At 65.6% G+C, this 16,795-nt stretch carries 19 protein-coding genes and 1 pseudogene; 12 read left to right on the forward strand and 8 right to left on the reverse strand.

What is annotated here, in order from left to right; all coding sequences use genetic code 11:
* Positions 1-107: 107 nt before the first annotated feature.
* The 3 genes and pseudogenes from OHB12_RS00505 to OHB12_RS00515 all read left to right on the forward strand — a co-directional run.
* On the forward strand, positions 108-1,493 hold the full coding sequence (locus OHB12_RS00505) for an MFS transporter (protein ID WP_327115088.1): 1,386 nt from the start codon (positions 108-110) through the stop codon (positions 1,491-1,493).
* A gap of 313 nt (positions 1,494-1,806) precedes the next feature.
* Positions 1,807-2,073 (forward strand): acyl carrier protein, encoded by a 267-nt coding sequence (locus OHB12_RS00510; protein WP_327115090.1) that lies wholly within the window; start codon positions 1,807-1,809, stop codon positions 2,071-2,073.
* A pseudogene (locus OHB12_RS00515) lies at positions 2,070-2,968 on the forward strand (polyketide synthase); the annotation flags it as partial. The gene OHB12_RS00510 and the pseudogene OHB12_RS00515, both read left to right, overlap by 4 nt.
* Here OHB12_RS00515 and OHB12_RS00520 read toward each other — a convergent pair.
* Entirely contained in the window at positions 2,889-3,062 is a 174-nt protein-coding gene (locus tag OHB12_RS00520; protein ID WP_327115092.1) for a hypothetical protein, read from the reverse strand. The pseudogene OHB12_RS00515 and the gene OHB12_RS00520 overlap by 80 nt on opposite strands.
* On the opposite strand from OHB12_RS00520, the gene OHB12_RS00525 reads away from it, so the two are divergent.
* Positions 2,992-3,384 carry an acyltransferase domain-containing protein gene (locus OHB12_RS00525; protein ID WP_327115094.1) on the forward strand — a complete coding sequence of 131 codons (393 nt, stop codon included), beginning with the start codon at positions 2,992-2,994 and terminating at the stop codon, positions 3,382-3,384. The genes OHB12_RS00520 and OHB12_RS00525 overlap by 71 nt on opposite strands.
* Before the next feature lie 82 nt (positions 3,385-3,466).
* Here the strand turns inward: OHB12_RS00525 and OHB12_RS00530 are convergent, their stop codons facing one another.
* Complete coding sequence (locus OHB12_RS00530; RefSeq protein WP_327115096.1) at positions 3,467-3,838, reverse strand: hypothetical protein; 372 nt, start codon at positions 3,836-3,838, stop codon at positions 3,467-3,469.
* 313 nt (positions 3,839-4,151) lie between these two features.
* Between OHB12_RS00530 and OHB12_RS00535 the strand changes: the two genes are divergently transcribed.
* Entirely contained in the window at positions 4,152-4,991 is an 840-nt protein-coding gene (locus tag OHB12_RS00535) for an RNA polymerase sigma factor SigF (protein ID WP_327115098.1), read from the forward strand.
* Positions 4,992-5,089: 98 nt separating this feature from the next.
* On the opposite strand, the gene OHB12_RS00540 is transcribed toward OHB12_RS00535, so the two are convergent.
* From OHB12_RS00540 to OHB12_RS00550, 3 genes are all read right to left on the reverse strand, one after another.
* The gene (locus OHB12_RS00540; protein WP_327115101.1) at positions 5,090-5,284 is read right to left on the reverse strand and encodes a hypothetical protein; all 195 of its coding nucleotides are present in this window, start codon (positions 5,282-5,284) and stop codon (positions 5,090-5,092) included.
* A gap of 152 nt (positions 5,285-5,436) precedes the next feature.
* The gene (locus OHB12_RS00545; RefSeq protein WP_327115103.1) at positions 5,437-6,135 is read right to left on the reverse strand and encodes a PAS and ANTAR domain-containing protein; all 699 of its coding nucleotides are present in this window, start codon (positions 6,133-6,135) and stop codon (positions 5,437-5,439) included.
* Between the two features lie 176 nt (positions 6,136-6,311).
* A complete protein-coding gene (locus OHB12_RS00550) occupies positions 6,312-6,554 on the reverse strand; it encodes a hypothetical protein (RefSeq protein WP_327115105.1) in 243 nt (80 codons plus the stop codon).
* 920 nt (positions 6,555-7,474) lie between these two features.
* On the opposite strand from OHB12_RS00550, the gene OHB12_RS00555 reads away from it, so the two are divergent.
* Positions 7,475-9,013 (forward strand): DHA2 family efflux MFS transporter permease subunit, encoded by a 1,539-nt coding sequence (locus tag OHB12_RS00555; RefSeq protein ID WP_327115107.1) that lies wholly within the window; start codon positions 7,475-7,477, stop codon positions 9,011-9,013.
* Positions 9,014-9,216: 203 nt separating this feature from the next.
* Here OHB12_RS00555 and OHB12_RS00560 read toward each other — a convergent pair whose 3' ends face one another.
* Positions 9,217-10,002 carry an alpha/beta fold hydrolase gene (locus tag OHB12_RS00560; RefSeq protein ID WP_327115109.1) on the reverse strand — a complete coding sequence of 262 codons (786 nt, stop codon included), beginning with the start codon at positions 10,000-10,002 and terminating at the stop codon, positions 9,217-9,219.
* Positions 10,003-10,026: 24 nt separating this feature from the next.
* Positions 10,027-10,578, reverse strand: a complete 552-nt coding sequence (locus tag OHB12_RS00565) for a TetR/AcrR family transcriptional regulator (protein WP_327115111.1) — start codon at positions 10,576-10,578, stop codon at positions 10,027-10,029.
* A gap of 85 nt (positions 10,579-10,663) precedes the next feature.
* Here OHB12_RS00565 and OHB12_RS00570 point away from each other — a divergent pair, with 85 nt between their 5' ends.
* A complete protein-coding gene (locus OHB12_RS00570; protein WP_327115113.1) occupies positions 10,664-11,383 on the forward strand; it encodes an SDR family NAD(P)-dependent oxidoreductase in 720 nt (239 codons plus the stop codon).
* A gap of 315 nt (positions 11,384-11,698) precedes the next feature.
* On the opposite strand, the gene OHB12_RS00575 is transcribed toward OHB12_RS00570, so the two are convergent.
* Positions 11,699-12,130, reverse strand: coding sequence for a type II toxin-antitoxin system Rv0910 family toxin (locus tag OHB12_RS00575; protein ID WP_327115115.1), 432 nt, complete (start codon positions 12,128-12,130; stop codon positions 11,699-11,701).
* 665 nt (positions 12,131-12,795) lie between these two features.
* On the opposite strand from OHB12_RS00575, the gene OHB12_RS00580 reads away from it, so the two are divergent.
* From OHB12_RS00580 to OHB12_RS00600, 5 genes are read left to right on the forward strand one after another with little or no spacing between them, the layout of a single operon-like run.
* Positions 12,796-14,178, forward strand: coding sequence for an ATP-binding protein (locus OHB12_RS00580; protein WP_327115117.1), 1,383 nt, complete (start codon positions 12,796-12,798; stop codon positions 14,176-14,178).
* Positions 14,178-14,603: a roadblock/LC7 domain-containing protein gene (locus tag OHB12_RS00585; protein ID WP_327115119.1), complete on the forward strand. Its 426-nt coding sequence runs from the start codon at positions 14,178-14,180 to the stop codon at positions 14,601-14,603. Before OHB12_RS00580 ends, OHB12_RS00585 begins: the two co-directional genes overlap by 1 nt.
* Complete coding sequence (locus tag OHB12_RS00590; RefSeq protein WP_327115121.1) at positions 14,600-14,944, forward strand: DUF742 domain-containing protein; 345 nt, start codon at positions 14,600-14,602, stop codon at positions 14,942-14,944. The genes OHB12_RS00585 and OHB12_RS00590 overlap by 4 nt, the downstream gene beginning before the upstream one ends.
* Complete coding sequence (locus tag OHB12_RS00595) at positions 14,919-15,524, forward strand: GTP-binding protein (protein ID WP_327115123.1); 606 nt, start codon at positions 14,919-14,921, stop codon at positions 15,522-15,524. The genes OHB12_RS00590 and OHB12_RS00595 overlap by 26 nt, the downstream gene beginning before the upstream one ends.
* Positions 15,521-16,795: a cytochrome P450 gene (locus OHB12_RS00600; protein WP_327115126.1), complete on the forward strand. Its 1,275-nt coding sequence runs from the start codon at positions 15,521-15,523 to the stop codon at positions 16,793-16,795. Before OHB12_RS00595 ends, OHB12_RS00600 begins: the two co-directional genes overlap by 4 nt.

Consider the following 16,795-nt stretch of genomic DNA (forward strand, 5'->3'; position numbering starts at 1 on the left):
ATCGGGCTTGGACTCGCATATATGGGCGTGCGTACAGTCGCTTTTGTTCGCCGTTGTGACTTGAACCACTGCACGCGCGGCACCAAATGCTTCAAGGAGACCAGTCCATGACTACCGCCCCGACGGTCGCCACACCGACCAGCGCCTCGATCGTGAAGACAGGCAAAGTTCGATACACGATCCTTGCGATGATCTTCGCGGTTACCGTGATCAACTACGCCGACCGTGCCACCATCTCGATTGCCGGCGACGCCATTCAGTCCGAGTTCGGAATCAGCTCCATCGCACTCGGTTACGTTTTCTCGGCCTTCGGCTGGTCATACCTGATCGGGCAGATCCCGGGTGGCTGGCTGCTGGATCGCTACGGCTCCAAGAAGGTCTACGGCTACGCAGTTCTCACGTGGTCGACCTTCACATTCTTGCAAGGCTTTCTCGGCAACTTCTCGATGGGCACGGCCATCGGGCTGCTCTTCTTCCTGCGGTTCATGGTCGGTCTCACCGAAGCGCCCGCGTTTCCCGGTAATGCTCGCGTCGTCGCTGCGTGGTTTCCCGCCGAGGAGCGCGGCTTCGCCTCTTCGGTGTTCAACTCCGCTCAGTACTTCTCGACCATCGTCTTCGCACCACTCATGGGTTGGCTGGTCACAGCCCTTGGTTGGGAACACGTGTTCACCGTGATCGGCGGGATCGGCATCCTGTTCGCGTTGATCTGGACCAAGGTCGTCTACAGCCCCAAACAGCACCCCCGCCTGTCCGAAGAAGAACTCGCCTATATCGAGGACGGCGGCGCTCTGGTCGACATGGACCAGCCCGATGCCGCGCCTCAGGCGGGTGGTGGCGACCAACTGCGCTACATGACGCTGCTGCTGTCCAACCGCATGCTCCTCGGTGTCTTCTTCGGGCAGTTCTTCATCACCACCATTACCTGGTTCTTCCTGACTTGGTTTCCGGTATATCTCGTCCAGGAACGCGGAATGTCCATTCTCAAAGCGGGTTTCATCGCGGTGCTTCCCGCCATCTGCGCGTTCGTCGGCGGCCTCGGTGGCGGCGTGGTCTCCGATTTTCTGCTGCGCCGCGGAGTGTCGCTGACCGCGGCCCGCAAGATCCCGATAATCGTCGGACTGCTGCTCGCCAGCTCGATCATTCTCTGCAACTACGTCGACGCTTCCTGGGTGGTCGTCGCGCTGATGTCACTCTCTTTCTTCGGCAAGGGATTCGGCGCTCTCGGATGGGCAGTCATGTCCGATGCCGTGCCCAAGGAAATATCCGGCCTCGGCGGCGGTGTCTTCAACACGTTCGGCGCCGTCGCGGCAATTACCACACCGATCATCATCGGTTACCTCGTCGACTCCACCGGTTCCTACGACTGGGCGCTCGTCTTCGTCGGAGGGTGCGCATTGGCGTCGGTGGTCTCCTACGTGTTCGTCGTCGGGCCCGTCAAACGCCTGCACCTGGCGGAAATGGAAGCCGAAGCCGGGCTTCGGCCGACCGGATAGCAGAACCGACAACCGAACAATCCGGTGCCCCGGCGCTCGCGCAGCGAACGTCGGGGCACCTGCCTGTGGGACCGGCAACACCGCCTACGCACTCGACGCCGGGCAACGCCCGGCTGTGGCTGCCTGCATTGGCAGTCGTGGACGTCATGCTGGTCCGCTGACCGTGTCGATCGCACACCAAGGGTGGGGCCGTGCTCGATGCGGGAGTCGTTCCTGCACGATCGCGTCGAGGGTGTCCTGCACGAGGATCTCGAACCGGCACTGAGCCGATCGATAACCGTCTGACCGACCTGTACCAGCCGAGGAGCCGAACATGTTCAGCACAGCCGTCATCTGCCCGACGACGATCCAGGGATGGCTCGTGGGCCGAGTCGCCGACTACACCGAACGTGCACCGCACCAGGTGGATCCGGCGGTACCGCTCGCCGAGCTCGGCCTCGACTCCGTGTCGGCGGTGAACCTGTGCGGCGAGATCGAGGACCGGTGGTCGCTCGACATCGATCCGACGCAGGTCTTCGATTACCCCACCATCGTCGATATCGCCGGCTACCTCGCCGCCGAGTCCGCCCTCGCCGCCTGACCGATATCGCCATCGTCGGCTTGGACTGCCGATTTCCGCAGGCAACCGATCCAGCTGCGCTGTGGCAGCTGCTGATCGACGGACGAGACGTCATTTCGGAGGTTCCGGCGAATCGCTGGAACGCCGACGATTTCCACGACCCGGCCGGTGCACCCGGCACGATCAACACCCGCAGCGGCGGGTTCATCGACGATGCGGATGCGTTCGACGCCGAGCTCTTCGGTATCACCCCGCGCGAGGCGGAGGCGATGGATCCGCAACAGCGGATGCTGCTGCAAACCACCTGGCGTGCCTTCGAGGACGCCACGCTCGACCCGCGCGCCTAGTCCGGTTCGCGGACCGGAGTTTTCGTCGGCGTGATGGCCAATGAATGGGCCAACCTGCAGATGAGCGACTATGCCGCGATCACACCGCAGCACGGCTCGGGCAACGGATACTTCATGACCGCCAACCGGCTGTCCTACCAGTTCGACCTGAAGGGCCCGAGCATGGCGGTCGACACCGCCTGCTCGTCCTCGCTGGTCGCGATCCACCTCGCCTGTGCCGCACTGGCTTCCGGCGAGTGCGACCAAGCCGTCGCCGGTGGTGTGAACCTCGTGCTGCCCCGGCTGTCGGCGTGTTCTACACCCGGGCCGGTCTCTCCGCGCCGGATGCCCGGTGCAAACCGTTCAGCGGCAACGCCGACGGAATCGTCCGCGGCGAGGGTGTCGCCGTGATCGTGCTGCGGCGCCTGGCCGACGCGCAGGCCGCGGGCCTGCCGATCTACGCGGTGATCAAGGGCAGCGCGGTCAACTCCGATGGGCGGAGCAACGGCATCACCGCACCGAACCGGTGGGCGCAGCAGCAGGTGATCGGGGAGGCGTGCGAGCGGGCTGGGGTACGGCCCGAGGACGTCGACTCTGGCCGAGATTGCCCTTGATGGAACCGATTCCACAGGGGCGCACACGGTTGTTCGCGTGCAGCCGGCCGAGCGCCTTGACCTCGATCATGTCGCCGAGCACCGTTCCGGTGCCGTGCGCCTCGATGACCCGCGGCCGCGGATGCCGTGGCACCGGAATGGCACGGGCGTTGGACTCGGCGAGCCCATCGTTCCGGCGCGCCCTCGGGAGGGTCGACCACACCATGACGGCCCACCTCGGCCGCTCGGTGCGCGACCTGCTGCGCGACGGAAGTATCGACATCGATCGCACCGAACTCGCGCAACCCGCGATCTTCGCGATGGAGTACGCGCTCGCCGAGGCACTCGCCGAGGCGGGTGTCCGACCCGCATGGCTGATCGGTCACAGCATCGGCGAATTCGCGGCGCAGTAGCGCACCATGCAGCGCGGGCAGCCATCAGCTGCCCGCCCGGTGGCCCATCGTGCTCGCGGCTGTCGGTTCGGTGCGCGGTGTCTCACTCGGGTGGTTCCGGCGTGCGTGCATCCTGGGGCACCGAGGCGCCCGCGATGTCGGCGAAGATCCCGAGTCCTTCCTCGTAACGGTCGGAAGGCGGCTTCGGCTGCGAAGGCTCGATCGGAGTGTCGGGCTCTTCCTCAGCGAGACGCTCGTCGAGTGGCCGCGGATGTCCTTCCTCCCAGGGGGTCATGCCGTACTTCGTTGCCCCGGACCAGTGTTCGGGCGGATCCATTCCTCGCTCGAGTGGGTCCTCGCACAGTCGGTCTTCGTCGAGGTCCTCGGCGCTGCTGAGCGCCGCCGGGTCGGTCTCGACGGAGTCGGGGGGCCCGGTGTCCTGGGGTGGGTCGTAGGTGTCATGCGGTTCGCTCATTGCTGCGTCCCTCTCGTATAGACGATTTCCGATTGCGCGGCACCAGCGCGAATTGCTTGTCCGCGGGGCAAGCAGCTGAGATCGCGAGTGCCGAAAACCCGTACGGCGTATGCCGCCTACCCGTAGGCAGTTGCTCGAAACCAATCACGGGAAGGAGCCGACGGCGGATTCCACTCTCAGCAGGAACGATGGCGCCGAGCTGCAGAAACGCCCCGGCACCGTTCTTGGTCGCCCCGAGTCTTCGGGTTTCGGCCACTACCGGTCGGGTACCGCGGGTGCATTGGCAAGCTGGTCGGCAGCGAGGAGGTCCTTGATGAGCGAGTCCGCGGCCTGGAAGCGACAGTCCCCACATCGGCCCTGCCCCGGGGAGACCTACGACGACATCGAGCCGTGGTTCGAGAAGCTGTCTACCCTCGAAGCCGATGATTCGCACCGGCGACTGGTGCGCGATGACATCATCGGGATGTGCTTGCCGCTGGCCGACCATATCGCGCATCGATTCAGTGGCCGCGGCGAGCCGGTGGATGACCTGCTTCAGAGCGCGCGGCTCGGGTTGGTGCACGCGGTGGACCGCTTCGACGTCTCCTTGGGTGCGCCATTCCTGGGCTTCGCGATTCCGACGATCATGGGCGAGGTCCGTCGCCATTTTCGAGACCACACGTGGGCGGTCCAGGTGCCGCGGCGCGCGAAAGAGGTACAAGCGCTGATCGGCCCGGCCACCGAAATGCTGTCGCATCGGCTCGGACATGTGCCCACCGCTCGTGAGATCGCTGCCGAGCTCGACCTCGATCTGGACGAAGTCACCCGAGCGTTCATCGCTCGCAACGCTTACCAGGCGAACTCATTCGATGCGGTGTTCGGCGACGAGGAGGACGACACGCCACCGTCGGTCCTCGACCGCCTCGGCGCCGACGAACCGTGCTATCGGCTGATGGAAGACGCCATGGCGGTGCGTCCGTTGATCGCGGCGCTGCCCGACCGTGAACGCCGAGTGCTGATCTGGCGGTTCTTCGAGTCCAAGACCCAGTCCCAGATCGCGGAGTTACTGGGGGTATCGCAGATGCAGATTTCCCGTATCTTGTCTCGGACGCTGGCCATGCTGCGTCAGCAAGTCTCGGCCGAACCCGCGCGAAGGCCCACCGCAGTTGCCTGACGGCACCACCTGGGCCGAGCGGGAGTTCCCGCTCGGCCCCACACTCACGCAGTACCCGGGCCCGAACCGCTGAACCAGTCCCTCGGGACCGCCGGCAGCTACATATCCCTTGCCAGCCCGGGTTCGAGCCGATAGTCCCGTTCGAGTTCCTGCAGCAAGATCGCGCGGCGACGTCCTCCGCCACGGGGCTCGATCTCCGCGTAGGGGACTGGGCCGCGCCGGATCGCCGCGACTTGAATTGCCACGTCGTTGTTGTCGAGTCGGATGAGCTTCGCACCGCGGGTAATCATCATGGTGTGGAACCTCTCCACTGGTAGGGGTGTTCCCCGGCGCGACTACCCGGTCCAGTTGGCGTCAAACCGGATTGAAAAGGCCTACGCCCGGGTGTCCAGCCTGTTTGTGTTTCGGCGCGATGAAACGGGTCATTCCGCACCCGGGAACCGGATTACCGACTTCCATGCCCCGCCACTGGTTCGTTGCTTTCATGTGCGGTCAGCAGCAGGTGGTCGAGTCGTGTCCGAAGTCCTATCTCGTCACGGGCGACTGTGGGTAACCCGGTGATCACCCGGACGGCGAGTGTTCGCAGTTTGGTGTTGGTGTCTTGGGAGCGCCATTTGAGTACCCGGAACGCCTGCTCGGCGTTGATGCCATAGGCCAGCATGAGTGCTCCCTTGGCCTGCTCGATCACGTCCCGGGCTTCGACCAACTGCGGCAAGGTGTCGTCGAGAGTTTCCCGGCGACATTCGGCGAGCGTGTCGGTCAGATCGACGTAGTAGCCCCACGTGCCGATGACGTCACCGTTGTCGTCGGTCATCCGATCGGAGACCACCATAACCTCATGCACGCGACCACCGGTGTCGATGATGCGGTGGCGGCTGGAGAACGGACCGCCGTCTTCGACCGAGGTGATCATCGCCTCCAACCGATCGCGATCCTCGGGATGCTTGTGCGAAAGCAGCAGCTCGGTGGTGGGCTCGACCGCATCGGGCTCATAACCGTGCAGACGCGCGACCTCCGCGGACCACTCCCAGCGCTTGGTCGCGAACCAGAAGCGGAAGCTGCCGATCTCCTGCGGACTACCTACGCCGATCGCACGCTCGAGTTCCACTACTTCGTCTGTCGAGAGATCGCCGTCGTTCGTCATGATCCCGAGTATTCACCCGTCGGACCGTACGGTTTGTCGCAATGCGATTCTTTTCGATCCCTTCCTGAGCTACCCGTGGTAGACCCGACCGACCACCCAGGACAACCATCCGGCCTCGGGCCGGCGGCGTGCGAACATCGCATGACCGGCTTTTCGCCGACTACGGCGGAAGCCACTCAGGCGCCTCGGAGGCGAATATCGGCATTAAAAATGGCGGCCTTTTCCGCGAGCGCCCGATCGCCTGAGTCGTCCCGCGTAGTGTCTGCCAGCTCTTCGCGGGTCACGATGATGAGGCCGCCCCCATCATCTGCGCCAGGGGCGATGGAGACGTGTCCCTCGACAAGGACGAGGCGGGCGGTAGGCCCGGCGCCGAGCAGCCGGCGAAGATCGTCGGTGGTGACTTGGGTGTGCTGTTCCATCTTGCGCCCTCCATGGGTCGGCTACCTGGTTATCGATTCCTACCCGTTGCGTGCATGGGACTGATTGCCCTGCGTAGTGGACGAGAAACGCCCGCTTTCCTCGTTGCGGGGTGTCTGGCTGCGCCCGGGCGCGCAGGCCGCGGCGGGGGGAAGACGCTGTCGGTGCGGGTGAGGAGGTGCGTCACCGGGAAGTCATTTACCGACCGATATGTTTGTTCTGCCTTTCCGGTGGTACCCGCCGTACATATCGGGCCGACAGCGCGGTCGTACCGCCCGGAACCGCGAGAACCCGCGCTGCTCGACGAGACGCCGAAATTCGGTGGCGACACGTCGCGAACGGCCGACACCCAGGAACACGAGGGTCCTCCGCGGCATCTGCTCCACCGCAGAGGAACGGCATCATGATCGAGAACCCGAGTGTGCGTACCGCCGATCAGGAACGAGATCCCGTGGTCTGGCCCGACCCGAGCCCGCTCAGCCCATGGTGGGCCGACGTCATGGCCCATCGGTCCGCCTCGGACCCGAACATCGACTGCCGACCTGATCCAGAACTGACCACTGGTCATGGCGCGGATCCGCACCGCCGGTCGGCCCGATCACGGCCTCCGACGCCGCAAGGAGTTGGCTGAGTCGCAGGTGAATGAGTGGCGCATGCTTGCGGCGCCTCGTCTTCAACGTGGCTTGCGCTTCGTACGGGGTCGTCGCTCCGCTGGTGCGTTCGCCGGGTCTGTCGAACATCGGTCCTCGCGGCGCAGGGTCGCATTCCAAGTTCCGCAGTCCGACTGCCTCTCCTACCCGCGAGCTCTCCTACCCGCGAGCGTGGGCGTGGGCGCGACTGCCCTCGCCGCACTCGATGAATTCTCGGCACGAGGAACCGCAAACAGCTGGTGCGAAGACCGCCGAGATGCAACGCTGAAGCGGTGACACAACCTCCGGATACCCAGGCAGTTCGGCCTGACCCGTCGGCCGACAAGCTGGACGCGGCCGTCTTCAAGGTGGCGGGCGTAGTCGTGCTCGGCGCGATCATGTCCATCCTCGACATCACCGTCGTCAGCGTCGCGATCCCCACCTTCCAGCGCGAGTTCGACACGAGCTACGCCATCGCGGCGTGGACGATGACGGGCTACACGCTGGCGCTGGCCAGCGTGATCCCGCTGACCGGCTGGGCCGCCGACCGTTTCGGCACCAAACGCCTGTACATCATGGCGTTGACCTTCTTCGTGCTCGGCTCGGTGCTGTGCAGCACGGCGTGGAACATCGAGTCGCTCATCGCGTTTCGCGTGATACAGGGCATCGGCGGCGGCATGCTCATGCCGCTCGGCATGACCATCATGACGCACGCGGCGGGCCCGCAACGGGTTGGCCGGGTGATGGCGGTGCTTGGTGTTCCGATGCTGCTCGGCCCGATCGGCGGTCCCATCCTGGGCGGCTGGCTGATCGAGAACTTCAGTTGGCACTGGATCTTCCTGATCAACGTGCCGATCGGCGCGGTCGCGCTGGTGCTCGCGGTCATCGTGTTCCCCGCCGACAAGCCAGAGCCGTCGGAATCGTTCGACTTCCTCGGAATGCTGCTGGCCTCACCCGGCCTCGCACTGTTCCTGTTCGGTGTCTCCTCCATCCCGGGCGAGGGGACGGTTGCGGCGGCGAAGGTACTGATTCCCGCGATTATCGGCGCACTGCTCATGATCGCGTTCGTGTTCCACGCGCTGCGCACCGAGCATCCGCTGATCGATCTGCACCTGTTCCGCAACCGCGCACTGACCTTCGCGGTGCTCACCATGGTGCTGTTCGCGGTCGCGTTCTTCGGCGCGGGTCTGCTACTGCCGACCTATCTGCAGCAGGTGCGCGGTGAATCGGCGCTGCAGGCCGGCCTGCTGATCGCGCCGCAGGGCTTGGGCGCGATGCTCACCATGCCGATCGCCGGTCGCCTGGTCGACAAGATCGGTCCCGGCAAGATCGTGATCTTCGGTATAGCGCTGATCGCGATCGGTACGGCCTACTTCGTGCAGCTCGACGCGGACAGCTCCTACGTCCTCCTGCTCACCGCCCTGTTCGTGATGGGTATGGGCATGGGCTGCACGATGATGCCGATCATGACCGCCGCGATCCAGACCCTGACCCACCAGCAGGTCGCCCGTGGCTCGACGCTGATGAACATTGTCAACCAGACCGCGGGGTCGATCGGCACCGCGACGATGTCGGTCGTACTGACCAACCTGCTGAACAACGAGCCGCTCGCCCGCCCGGCGATCGCGGCGAACTTCGACCCCTCGCTGGCGAGCAAGCTGCCGCTGGGTGCGGTCGAAGCGGGTCTGCAGCAGGCCGCGCATGCGTTCAGTCACACCTACATCGTGGCGTTGGTGCTGATCGTGCTCACCTTGGTCCCCGCATTCTTCCTGCCGCGGACCAAGGCGAAGAACCCGGAGGCCGCCAACGCGGCGCCGGCGATACATGTGTAGTTCCGTGGCGTTCCGGGTCTGTCAGTCGAATGCGAACCGGTGCGCATGATGCCTCGTTCATCGGTCGATAACTCGCCCGTCGGCCCACTCCGACGCGGCAAGTGACCTGCGACGACGACTTTCCGGGTCGCGGCAGGCTCGGCTCGGAGAACGTCGTCGACGGCGTGCGGCGGGCGTTTTTCGGTCGCATATCGTCTCAGGGATCAGGAACGTGCCTCGTCCAGGAAGCTCAGGACGACCGGGCTCGCGAGGGCGCGGAATTCGTCGAAGTATGCGTGCCTGGCGCCGGGGATGAGGTGCAGTCGCGCGCCGGGGATGCGTTCGACCAGCAGGGGAGCATTCGCGGTCGGATTGAACCTGTCTTCGGTGCCGTGCACTACCAGCGTGGGAATTCGGATATCCGGCAACACATCCCAGGCATCGTGCTTGTTGCTGGCGTAGAGGTGCCTGCGTTTCGCGTAGGCGGGCATGGTGGGATCGCCGAGCGTGTTGTGCGGTCCGGACGTGGTCTTCGGCCACGCCGGGCTGTACATCAGTTCCAGCAGAGCCTGTCGCGCGGCGGACGGATCCGGCTGCGCGAGCGACCTCCTGATCTCAGGCCCGCGCTCGATGCTGTGCCTGCCGCCGGGGGAGGTGCAGCCGAGCACCAGGGTGTGCACCCGATCCGGTTGGCGGGCCGCGAGCCATTGGGCCACACGTCCGCCCATGGATGTGCCATAGACGGCCGCTCGCTCGACGCCTATCTCGTCGAGCACCGCGACGACATCGTCGGCAAATTCCTTTGTGCTGTAGACCTCGTCGGGCTTGTCGCTGTCCCCGGTGCCGCGCCAGTCGAGCGTGATCGTGCGGTGCTCGGCCCGGAAGTCGTCGCGAATGCCATCCCACCAGTGGTGGTTGTTGGCCTGCCCGGCGAGCAGGACGAGCGGCTCGCCCGCGCCCGCGATCTGATAGGCGAGGCGAACCCCGTCGGAAGCCTTGGCGAATGGCACGGTATGCGCAATCCTTTCTGCGGGTCAGCTGGTCCGGAGGCCGTCGAGCACGAAATTCAGGCATCGGCGCCATGCGATAGGGCCGGTGGCCTCGCCGAGCAGCGATAGCGCCCACAGGAGGTTGACGACGTCCTCGTCGCTCGCGTCGGCCCGCACCGCGCCCGCCTGCCTGGCGCGTTCGAGAACCGCTGACAGCTGCGACATGCCACGATGGCACGCCTCGACCAGCTGGGCTGCTGCGGGATGGTCGCCGGTCAACGCCTCGAGCAGTCCGCGATCGGCGGTCAGCCGGTCGAGCAGATCGCCAACGAACCCGGTGAACGCCACCCACGCGTCCGGCTCGGTCGCCGCTCGCGCGGCGATCTCGTCCAACGCCGCCACCCGCGGCGGGATCAGCGCGTCGATCAGTGTGTCGCGGGTCGGGAAATGGTTGTACAGCGTCCCGATGCTGACCTCCGCGCGCCGCGCGACCTCTTCCAGGGAGCCGTCGAGGCCCTGCTCGGTGAACACGTCGGCCGCCTCCCGCAACAGCTTCTCGCGATTGCGGGCCGCGTCCCGGCGCAGCGGTCTGGTCATGGCGACATTCTACAAAATCTGAGGGGCACCTCGAATTCGTGCTACCGTACATAAATCGAGGACCCCCTCAAATTATTGGAGAATAATGGTGGACAGCAAAACTGCCCTGATCGTCGGCGTCGGCCCCGGTCTCGGAATGTCGATGGCACGGCGCTTCGGCCGCGAAGGCTTCCGCGTGGCGCTCGTCTCGCGCAGCGATACCAGGCACGGTGCGTATCTCGCGGATCTCGCGTTGCGCGGCATCGACGCCAGCGCCCACGTAGCCGACGTCACCGACCGATCACGCCTGAGTGCGATACTCGGCGAGATCCGCCGCGACGGCGACGTCGCCGTGGCGTACTACGGCCCCGGCCCGGCTCAGCAGCCCGTAGCGATCACCGAAATCGACGTCGCGACAGCGCAATCCGCGTTCGACTGGGTCTGGCCTGCAATCGATGTGGTGCGCGCAGCGCTGCCCGGCATGCTCGACCGCGGTGACGGCGCACTGCTTTTCGCGGGCGGCCTGTCCAGCGTCCGCCCGATGCCGATGCTCGGGCACCTCGCGCTGGCGACCGCAGCCCTGCGCAATTACGCTCTCACCCTCAATGCGGCCCTGGCCGAACGCAATGTCTACGCGGGCACCCTCACCATCGGCGGCCTCGTCGAACGCGGCGACATCCACGCCATGGTCACCGCCGACCCGGCCCGCTTCGGCAGCCCCGAAGGCCACACCCTGGACCCCGATCGCCTGGCCGACACCGCCTGGGACATGTATCGCGACCGCGACCACGCCGAGGAAGTCTTCGATGCCTTCGGTAGATCGTGAGGCGCTCGGGCAGCGGCTGCCGCGAGATCCGGCGAGACGCCGGGCTCACCAGCCGCCGGCTCGCGAAATCGGAGGCCAGGCACCAGTCCGAGGTCTCGAAGATCGAGCATGGGAAGACGAAGCCGTCCGATCATGGCATTCGCGTAGCCGCCACACCGAGCGCGCAGGTCGGATCCCGATCTCATGGCTACTCCCAGGGATGGCGGCGCATCCTCGATCACGACGGCCGGGGACGACGCGGTAAGGAATGATCGGGCAACTGGATCGGCTCTCGCGGTGTCGGGCCTGCCGCATAGCGGATCTCGGGGCAGGAACTCAGGCGTAGAGGGCGACGAAGCGGTCGAGGGAACGTTCGATGTCACCTTTGACCGCGCGGGCGACCCCGGAGCCGATCGGGCCGAACAGCGGCTTGCCGCCCAGTTCGATGTCGACGGTGACCTGGGAGCCGGAGCCTTTCGGGGCGACGAGAAGTTGCAGGCCCAGTTTGGTGCCACCCTTGCCCGCGCCGGTCAAGTGCAGGCGGCGCGGCGGTTCGGCGGCCTGCACGGTCCAGGACACCCGATTGCGCAGGCCCTTCACGGAAGCGATGCCGACCAGCTCGGTGCCGACGGTCAGCTCGGCGGGGATGGGACCGCGCCACGCTTCGTGCATGGTCAGCCATTTGTCGAGTTCGGCGAGGTTGGAGGTGTGCGACCAGGCATCCTCGGGGGAGATCGGGACGTCGACGGAGACCCTCAGCTTTGCCATGGGCGCATGGTATCCGGTACCGGCGGTCCCTTCGATGTGCGGGCGGACGGATGTGATCGTGCCGAGAATGGAGTCGGCCGACGGTATTCGAGTGATAGGCCCGACGCGTTGGACCGTCTCGTCGGGCACCTGCGGAGGCAATCGAATCCATGCGCCGTCAAGACTCGTTGATAGATCGGTGAACGCCCATTCTGCCTGGGACTTCCCTTGTCGAGGACGTCGGCGCGTGCGGGTGCGGCACCACCTCGGTCGGTGCCCGTTCGCGCTCCTGACCCTCGCGTAGAGCGACCGGTGATCGGATTCCATTGCAACCCAACATTATTGCGCATTCAGGCCGAGACCTGCGGTGCCGGTCGTCTCAGTTCGGGGAAGCGTAAAAGTGTCGGTGGGATCGGGAGAGACTTCGTTGAAATACTGCTAATGTGCGAATGGTCGGGTTCTGGTAACCGTTCGGACACAGTCCGTTCGGTGGGCGATTCAACGCGTAATCGTCTGCCCTGCGGGCACAGTGCGGTAGGCGCGCGGTGAGTGCCGACGCGGGGTTCTGGTCCTCCGACACGGACCCGACCGACCCGGTCAGTCCATGGTCGGTAGGCGAGGGAAGGCGAGCGAAGCAGGATGGCAGAGAGCCGATTCCTCGAGACATGTCAACGACGAAAGAACTGATGAATCAAGATATCGCCGTGGTGCTTTCATGGATCCTCGCCGCCGCTCTGGTGATCGCCGTAGCGGGGGCGTTATATGCAGTGCAGTACGCCAACGGACAGCGAGACCGGGTCGAGGCTCTAACCAGGGAACAGCGCGCAACGGAGGACACGCTGGAGCGGTTCGCCGCCACCACGCTGCCCGCGGTGGCCGAATCGATCCGCCGGTTCGAGTCGCAGGTGCCTCCGGTCGAAGTGCAGGCGGGCATGGAGAATTCGCGGCTCGCACAGTGCCTGCGCTGGATCTCCGAGCGGTACGCCGACGATCTGAGCCTGATGCGCTCGGAGACCAGGGAACAGACCAACAACGAAGCGCACCAGGCGATCAAGGCCGCCGAGGAGGCCGCGCGCACCGAGGTGTCCTCGGCGTCGCGCCAGGCGACCAGCGCCGCGGTCCGCTCGTTCGGTACCTCCGTGGTCAGCCTCGGCGCCGACGTCAGCCAGGTGGTGAGCGCCGCGTTGCGCGAACACCGCGACGACGAGGTCTACGCGACCCTCACCCGCATCGACCACACCATCCAGCAGATGATCCGCCAGGCGCAGGCGTTCGTCATTGTGTGTGGTGGCTTGCCCGGTCGGCGCTGGCCGCAGCAATCGCTCACCGACGTCGTCGGCGGCGCAACCGGCCGCGTTCGTGATTACCTGCGCGTGCGCTCCGGCCAGCTGGACCGGATCGTCATCAGCCGGGCCGTGGAACCGCTCGTACATACGCTGGCCACTCTGCTCGACAATGCGCTGCGCTATTCTCCGCCGATGTCTTTCGTGGACGTCAGCTTCCAGGAGGGCCACCACGGAGTCACCGTCATCATCGATGACGCGGGCGTGCGGATGAACGCCGAGCAGATGGAAGACGCTCGGCAGGTGCTCGCGAACGAGCGCCCGGTCGACATCCACCAGCTCGGTCCCGCGCCCAAGGTCGGATTTCCCGGTATCGCCGCGCTGGCCCGCCGCTACGGCTTCACCGTGTACATCGACGGTCCCAACGTCTACGGCGGCATGCGTGCGATGGTGTACGTCCCCGAGTCCCTGCTGGTCGCCCCGCAGAATGTCGAACCGTCTGTCGAAGCCGCCAGTCCCGCACAGCCCGAGCCGGAGCCGGTATCGGTGCTGGCCGGAGTGAACGAGCAGCCGAGGGAGGATGAGCGGTCCACCGTGCACGAGATTACCAGCGGCGGCCTACCCAAGCGGCGGCGCCGAACTGTCATGTCGGTGTCCGAATCGGCACCGGGGGAACCGCGCACCGAAACCGGACTCGCCCGCCCTGATATCGCGGCCGCGTGGCAGAGCGGCTCCCAGAGCGGCCGTGCCGCCGCAACAGATCACACCGAAGGGATGACATCCTGATGAGCACACCGGTGACCGACAGCAACAACAAACTGGGCTGGCTACTCGAGGACCTCAGTATTCCCGGTGTCCGGTTCTCGGTCCTGCTGTCGGAGGACGGTCTGCGGATCGCGCACTCGAGCGGCATCAGCAAGGACGATGCCGAGCGGTTCGCCGCGGCGGCCTCGGGACTGCGGTCGCTCGGCAAGGCGCTCGGTGAGTTCTGCGGCGGCGCGAACAACGGTGTGCGGCAGAACATGACCGAGTACGACCAGGGAATGATCCTCATCACCGCCGCGGGTGAGGGTGCGTTACTCGGCGTCGCCACCACCACCGATATCGATGTGGGTCTCGTCGCGCATCGGATGAACGAGCTTGCCTCGCGGGTCGGGCGCGAACTCGGCAGCCAGCCCCGCAGGAGGCCCGACGGCAGCGAAGTGCCATGACGAGGTCCCGGCGTGATCCCGATCTGGTGCGCGCCTACGTGCGCACCGGGGGACGTTCGCGTCCCACTCGCGAACTGGACCTGGTCACCTTGGCCGTTGCCGCCAAGGATCCGGCGCCCGGTGCGAGCCCCGACGCCCGCCGGGTCCTGACGCTGTGCCGCAGTGCCCTGTCGATCGCCGAGATCGCCGCCTATCTCGACCTGCCGCCGTCCGTCGTGAAGATCATCGTGGCCGACCTCCTCGACAGCGACCATATGGTCATCCCAACCCCGGCCGAAAACCTGCCGGAGATCGCCCTGCTGGAGGAGGTACTCAATGGGCTCCGTGCTCTCGCGGTCTGACAACGCCGTCGATTACGTGCCCGACACCGTGGTCCGGTCGGTGAAGCTGCTCGTCGCAGGCAACTTCGGTGTCGGAAAGACCACGTTCGTCAACAGCGTCTCGGAGATCAGGCCGCTCCGCACCGAAGAGACCATCACCGAGGCCAGCGTCGGTGTCGACGACATGGCCGGTTTGCCCGGCAAATCGGAGACGACCGTCGCCATGGACTTCGGCCGCATCACACTCAGCCCGCAACTGGCGCTCTACCTGTTCGGCACACCCGGGCAGAAGCGTTTCGTTCCGCTGTGGGAGGAGTTGGCCCGCGGCGCGCTCGGCGCGCTGGTGCTGGTCGACACCCGGCGTATCGAGAAGTCGGACGAGGTTCTGTCGGTGCTCGAGCAACGTGGCGTGCCGTATTCCGTCGCCGTCAACCAGTTCGAGGGTGCCAGGCGTTACGGCCTCGACGAAGTCCGCGACGCGCTCGACCTGGAACCCGACACACCGCTGACCACACTCGACGCGCGTGACCGCGGCACGTGTCTGCGCTCACTGATCACACTCGTCGAATTCTTGTTCCATCGTCTGGAGTCACGTCTTTGACCACGCCACAATCCCCAACGTTCGTGTCCGATGCCACCACACCCGGAACCTGCCCCGTCGCGCACGGCTCGCCGATCGACAACAATGGTCCTCGGGTTCTCCTGCATACCCCGGAATTCGCCGCCGACCCACATCGCGCCTACCGCGAGATGCGCCGTCAGCACGGTTCGCTGGTTCCGATGGAGTTGGCGCCGGATGTGCCCGCGACGTTGGTGATCGGATACCACACCGCGCTGCGAATCCTCAACGATCCCGAGCACTTTCCAGCCGATCCACGCAGATGGCAGCAGAACATTCCTGACGACTCACCCATCAAACCGATGATGGAGTGGCACCCGAATGCGCTGCGCAACAGCGGGGACGCGCATATTCGCTATCGCCAGGCATATACCGCGAGCATCGACGGAATTGATCTGCACGCGCTCCATTCCAAGGTCGAGAAGATCGCCATCCCGCTGATCAACACCTTCTGCGCGGACGGTTCGGCGGACTTGGTGACCCAATACGCGTTCCCGCTCGCCTTCGAGATTATCAACCAGATGGTCGGCTGCCCGGCGGAACTGGGGCAGCGGGTCGCGACCGGCATGGCCGCGCTCTTCGATACGGTCAATGCCGCCTGGGGCATGCAGACGCTCAGCGAGGCGCTGATGGAGCTGACCCAGCTCCGGCGCGCCCAGCCCGGCGACGATGTCACCTCGCGGCTGGCGCATCACCCGGCCGAACTCGACGACGCGGAGATGCTTTCCCAGCTGATCAGCTTCTACGGTGCGGGCATCGAGCCGCAGCAGAATCTGATCACCAATACCCTGCTGTTGATGCTCACCGACAAACGGTTCGGTGGCGACGTCCTCGGTGGGAGCTTGTCGACCCGCGACGCACTCGACGAGGTGCTGTTCGACGATCCGCCGATGGCGAACTTCTGTACCACCTATCCGCGGCAGCCGATCCTGATCGAGAACACCTGGCTACCTGCCCATCAACCGATCGTCGTCAGCATGACCGGTTGCAACAACGATCCCGCTATCCGCGGCGGCGACTATACCGGCAATCGCTCGCATCTGGCGTGGGGCGCCGGGCCGCACGCCTGCCCGGCCAGGTCCGTGGCATACCTGATCGTGCAGGACGCCATCGATCAGCTGCTCGACGCCATCCCCGAGATGCAGCTGGCCGTGCCTACGGACGAGTTGGTCTGGCGGCCCGGTCCGTTCCACCGGGCGATGGCTGCATTACCGGTCGTTTTCCCGAAGTCTCCGCCATTGAACATGCCGTAA

Origin of the sequence: Nocardia sp. NBC_01730 (assembly GCF_035920445.1) — a bacterium.
Taxonomy (GTDB): domain Bacteria; phylum Actinomycetota; class Actinomycetes; order Mycobacteriales; family Mycobacteriaceae; genus Nocardia.

What these genes read in the sequence shown, in the direction of transcription:
- OHB12_RS00585 (WP_327115119.1), top strand. Translation starts at nt 14,178, where the DNA reads ATGAGCACACCGGTGACCGACAGCAACAACAAACTGGGCTGGCTACTC.
- OHB12_RS00550 (WP_327115105.1), bottom strand. Translation starts at nt 6,554, where the DNA reads ATGGAACAGCACACCCAAGTCACCACCGACGATCTTCGCCGGCTGCTC.
- OHB12_RS00520 (WP_327115092.1), bottom strand. Translation starts at nt 3,062, where the DNA reads ATGATCGAGGTCAAGGCGCTCGGCCGGCTGCACGCGAACAACCGTGTG.
- OHB12_RS00590 (WP_327115121.1), top strand. Translation starts at nt 14,600, where the DNA reads ATGACGAGGTCCCGGCGTGATCCCGATCTGGTGCGCGCCTACGTGCGC.
- OHB12_RS00580 (WP_327115117.1), top strand. Translation starts at nt 12,796, where the DNA reads ATGAATCAAGATATCGCCGTGGTGCTTTCATGGATCCTCGCCGCCGCT.
- OHB12_RS00510 (WP_327115090.1), top strand. Translation starts at nt 1,807, where the DNA reads ATGTTCAGCACAGCCGTCATCTGCCCGACGACGATCCAGGGATGGCTC.
- OHB12_RS00530 (WP_327115096.1), bottom strand. Translation starts at nt 3,838, where the DNA reads ATGAGCGAACCGCATGACACCTACGACCCACCCCAGGACACCGGGCCC.
- OHB12_RS00545 (WP_327115103.1), bottom strand. Translation starts at nt 6,135, where the DNA reads ATGACGAACGACGGCGATCTCTCGACAGACGAAGTAGTGGAACTCGAG.
- OHB12_RS00540 (WP_327115101.1), bottom strand. Translation starts at nt 5,284, where the DNA reads ATGATGATTACCCGCGGTGCGAAGCTCATCCGACTCGACAACAACGAC.
- OHB12_RS00505 (WP_327115088.1), top strand. Translation starts at nt 108, where the DNA reads ATGACTACCGCCCCGACGGTCGCCACACCGACCAGCGCCTCGATCGTG.
- OHB12_RS00570 (WP_327115113.1), top strand. Translation starts at nt 10,664, where the DNA reads ATGGTGGACAGCAAAACTGCCCTGATCGTCGGCGTCGGCCCCGGTCTC.
- OHB12_RS00575 (WP_327115115.1), bottom strand. Translation starts at nt 12,130, where the DNA reads ATGGCAAAGCTGAGGGTCTCCGTCGACGTCCCGATCTCCCCCGAGGAT.
- OHB12_RS00525 (WP_327115094.1), top strand. Translation starts at nt 2,992, where the DNA reads ATGGAACCGATTCCACAGGGGCGCACACGGTTGTTCGCGTGCAGCCGG.
- OHB12_RS00535 (WP_327115098.1), top strand. Translation starts at nt 4,152, where the DNA reads ATGAGCGAGTCCGCGGCCTGGAAGCGACAGTCCCCACATCGGCCCTGC.
- OHB12_RS00595 (WP_327115123.1), top strand. Translation starts at nt 14,919, where the DNA reads ATGGGCTCCGTGCTCTCGCGGTCTGACAACGCCGTCGATTACGTGCCC.
- OHB12_RS00565 (WP_327115111.1), bottom strand. Translation starts at nt 10,578, where the DNA reads ATGACCAGACCGCTGCGCCGGGACGCGGCCCGCAATCGCGAGAAGCTG.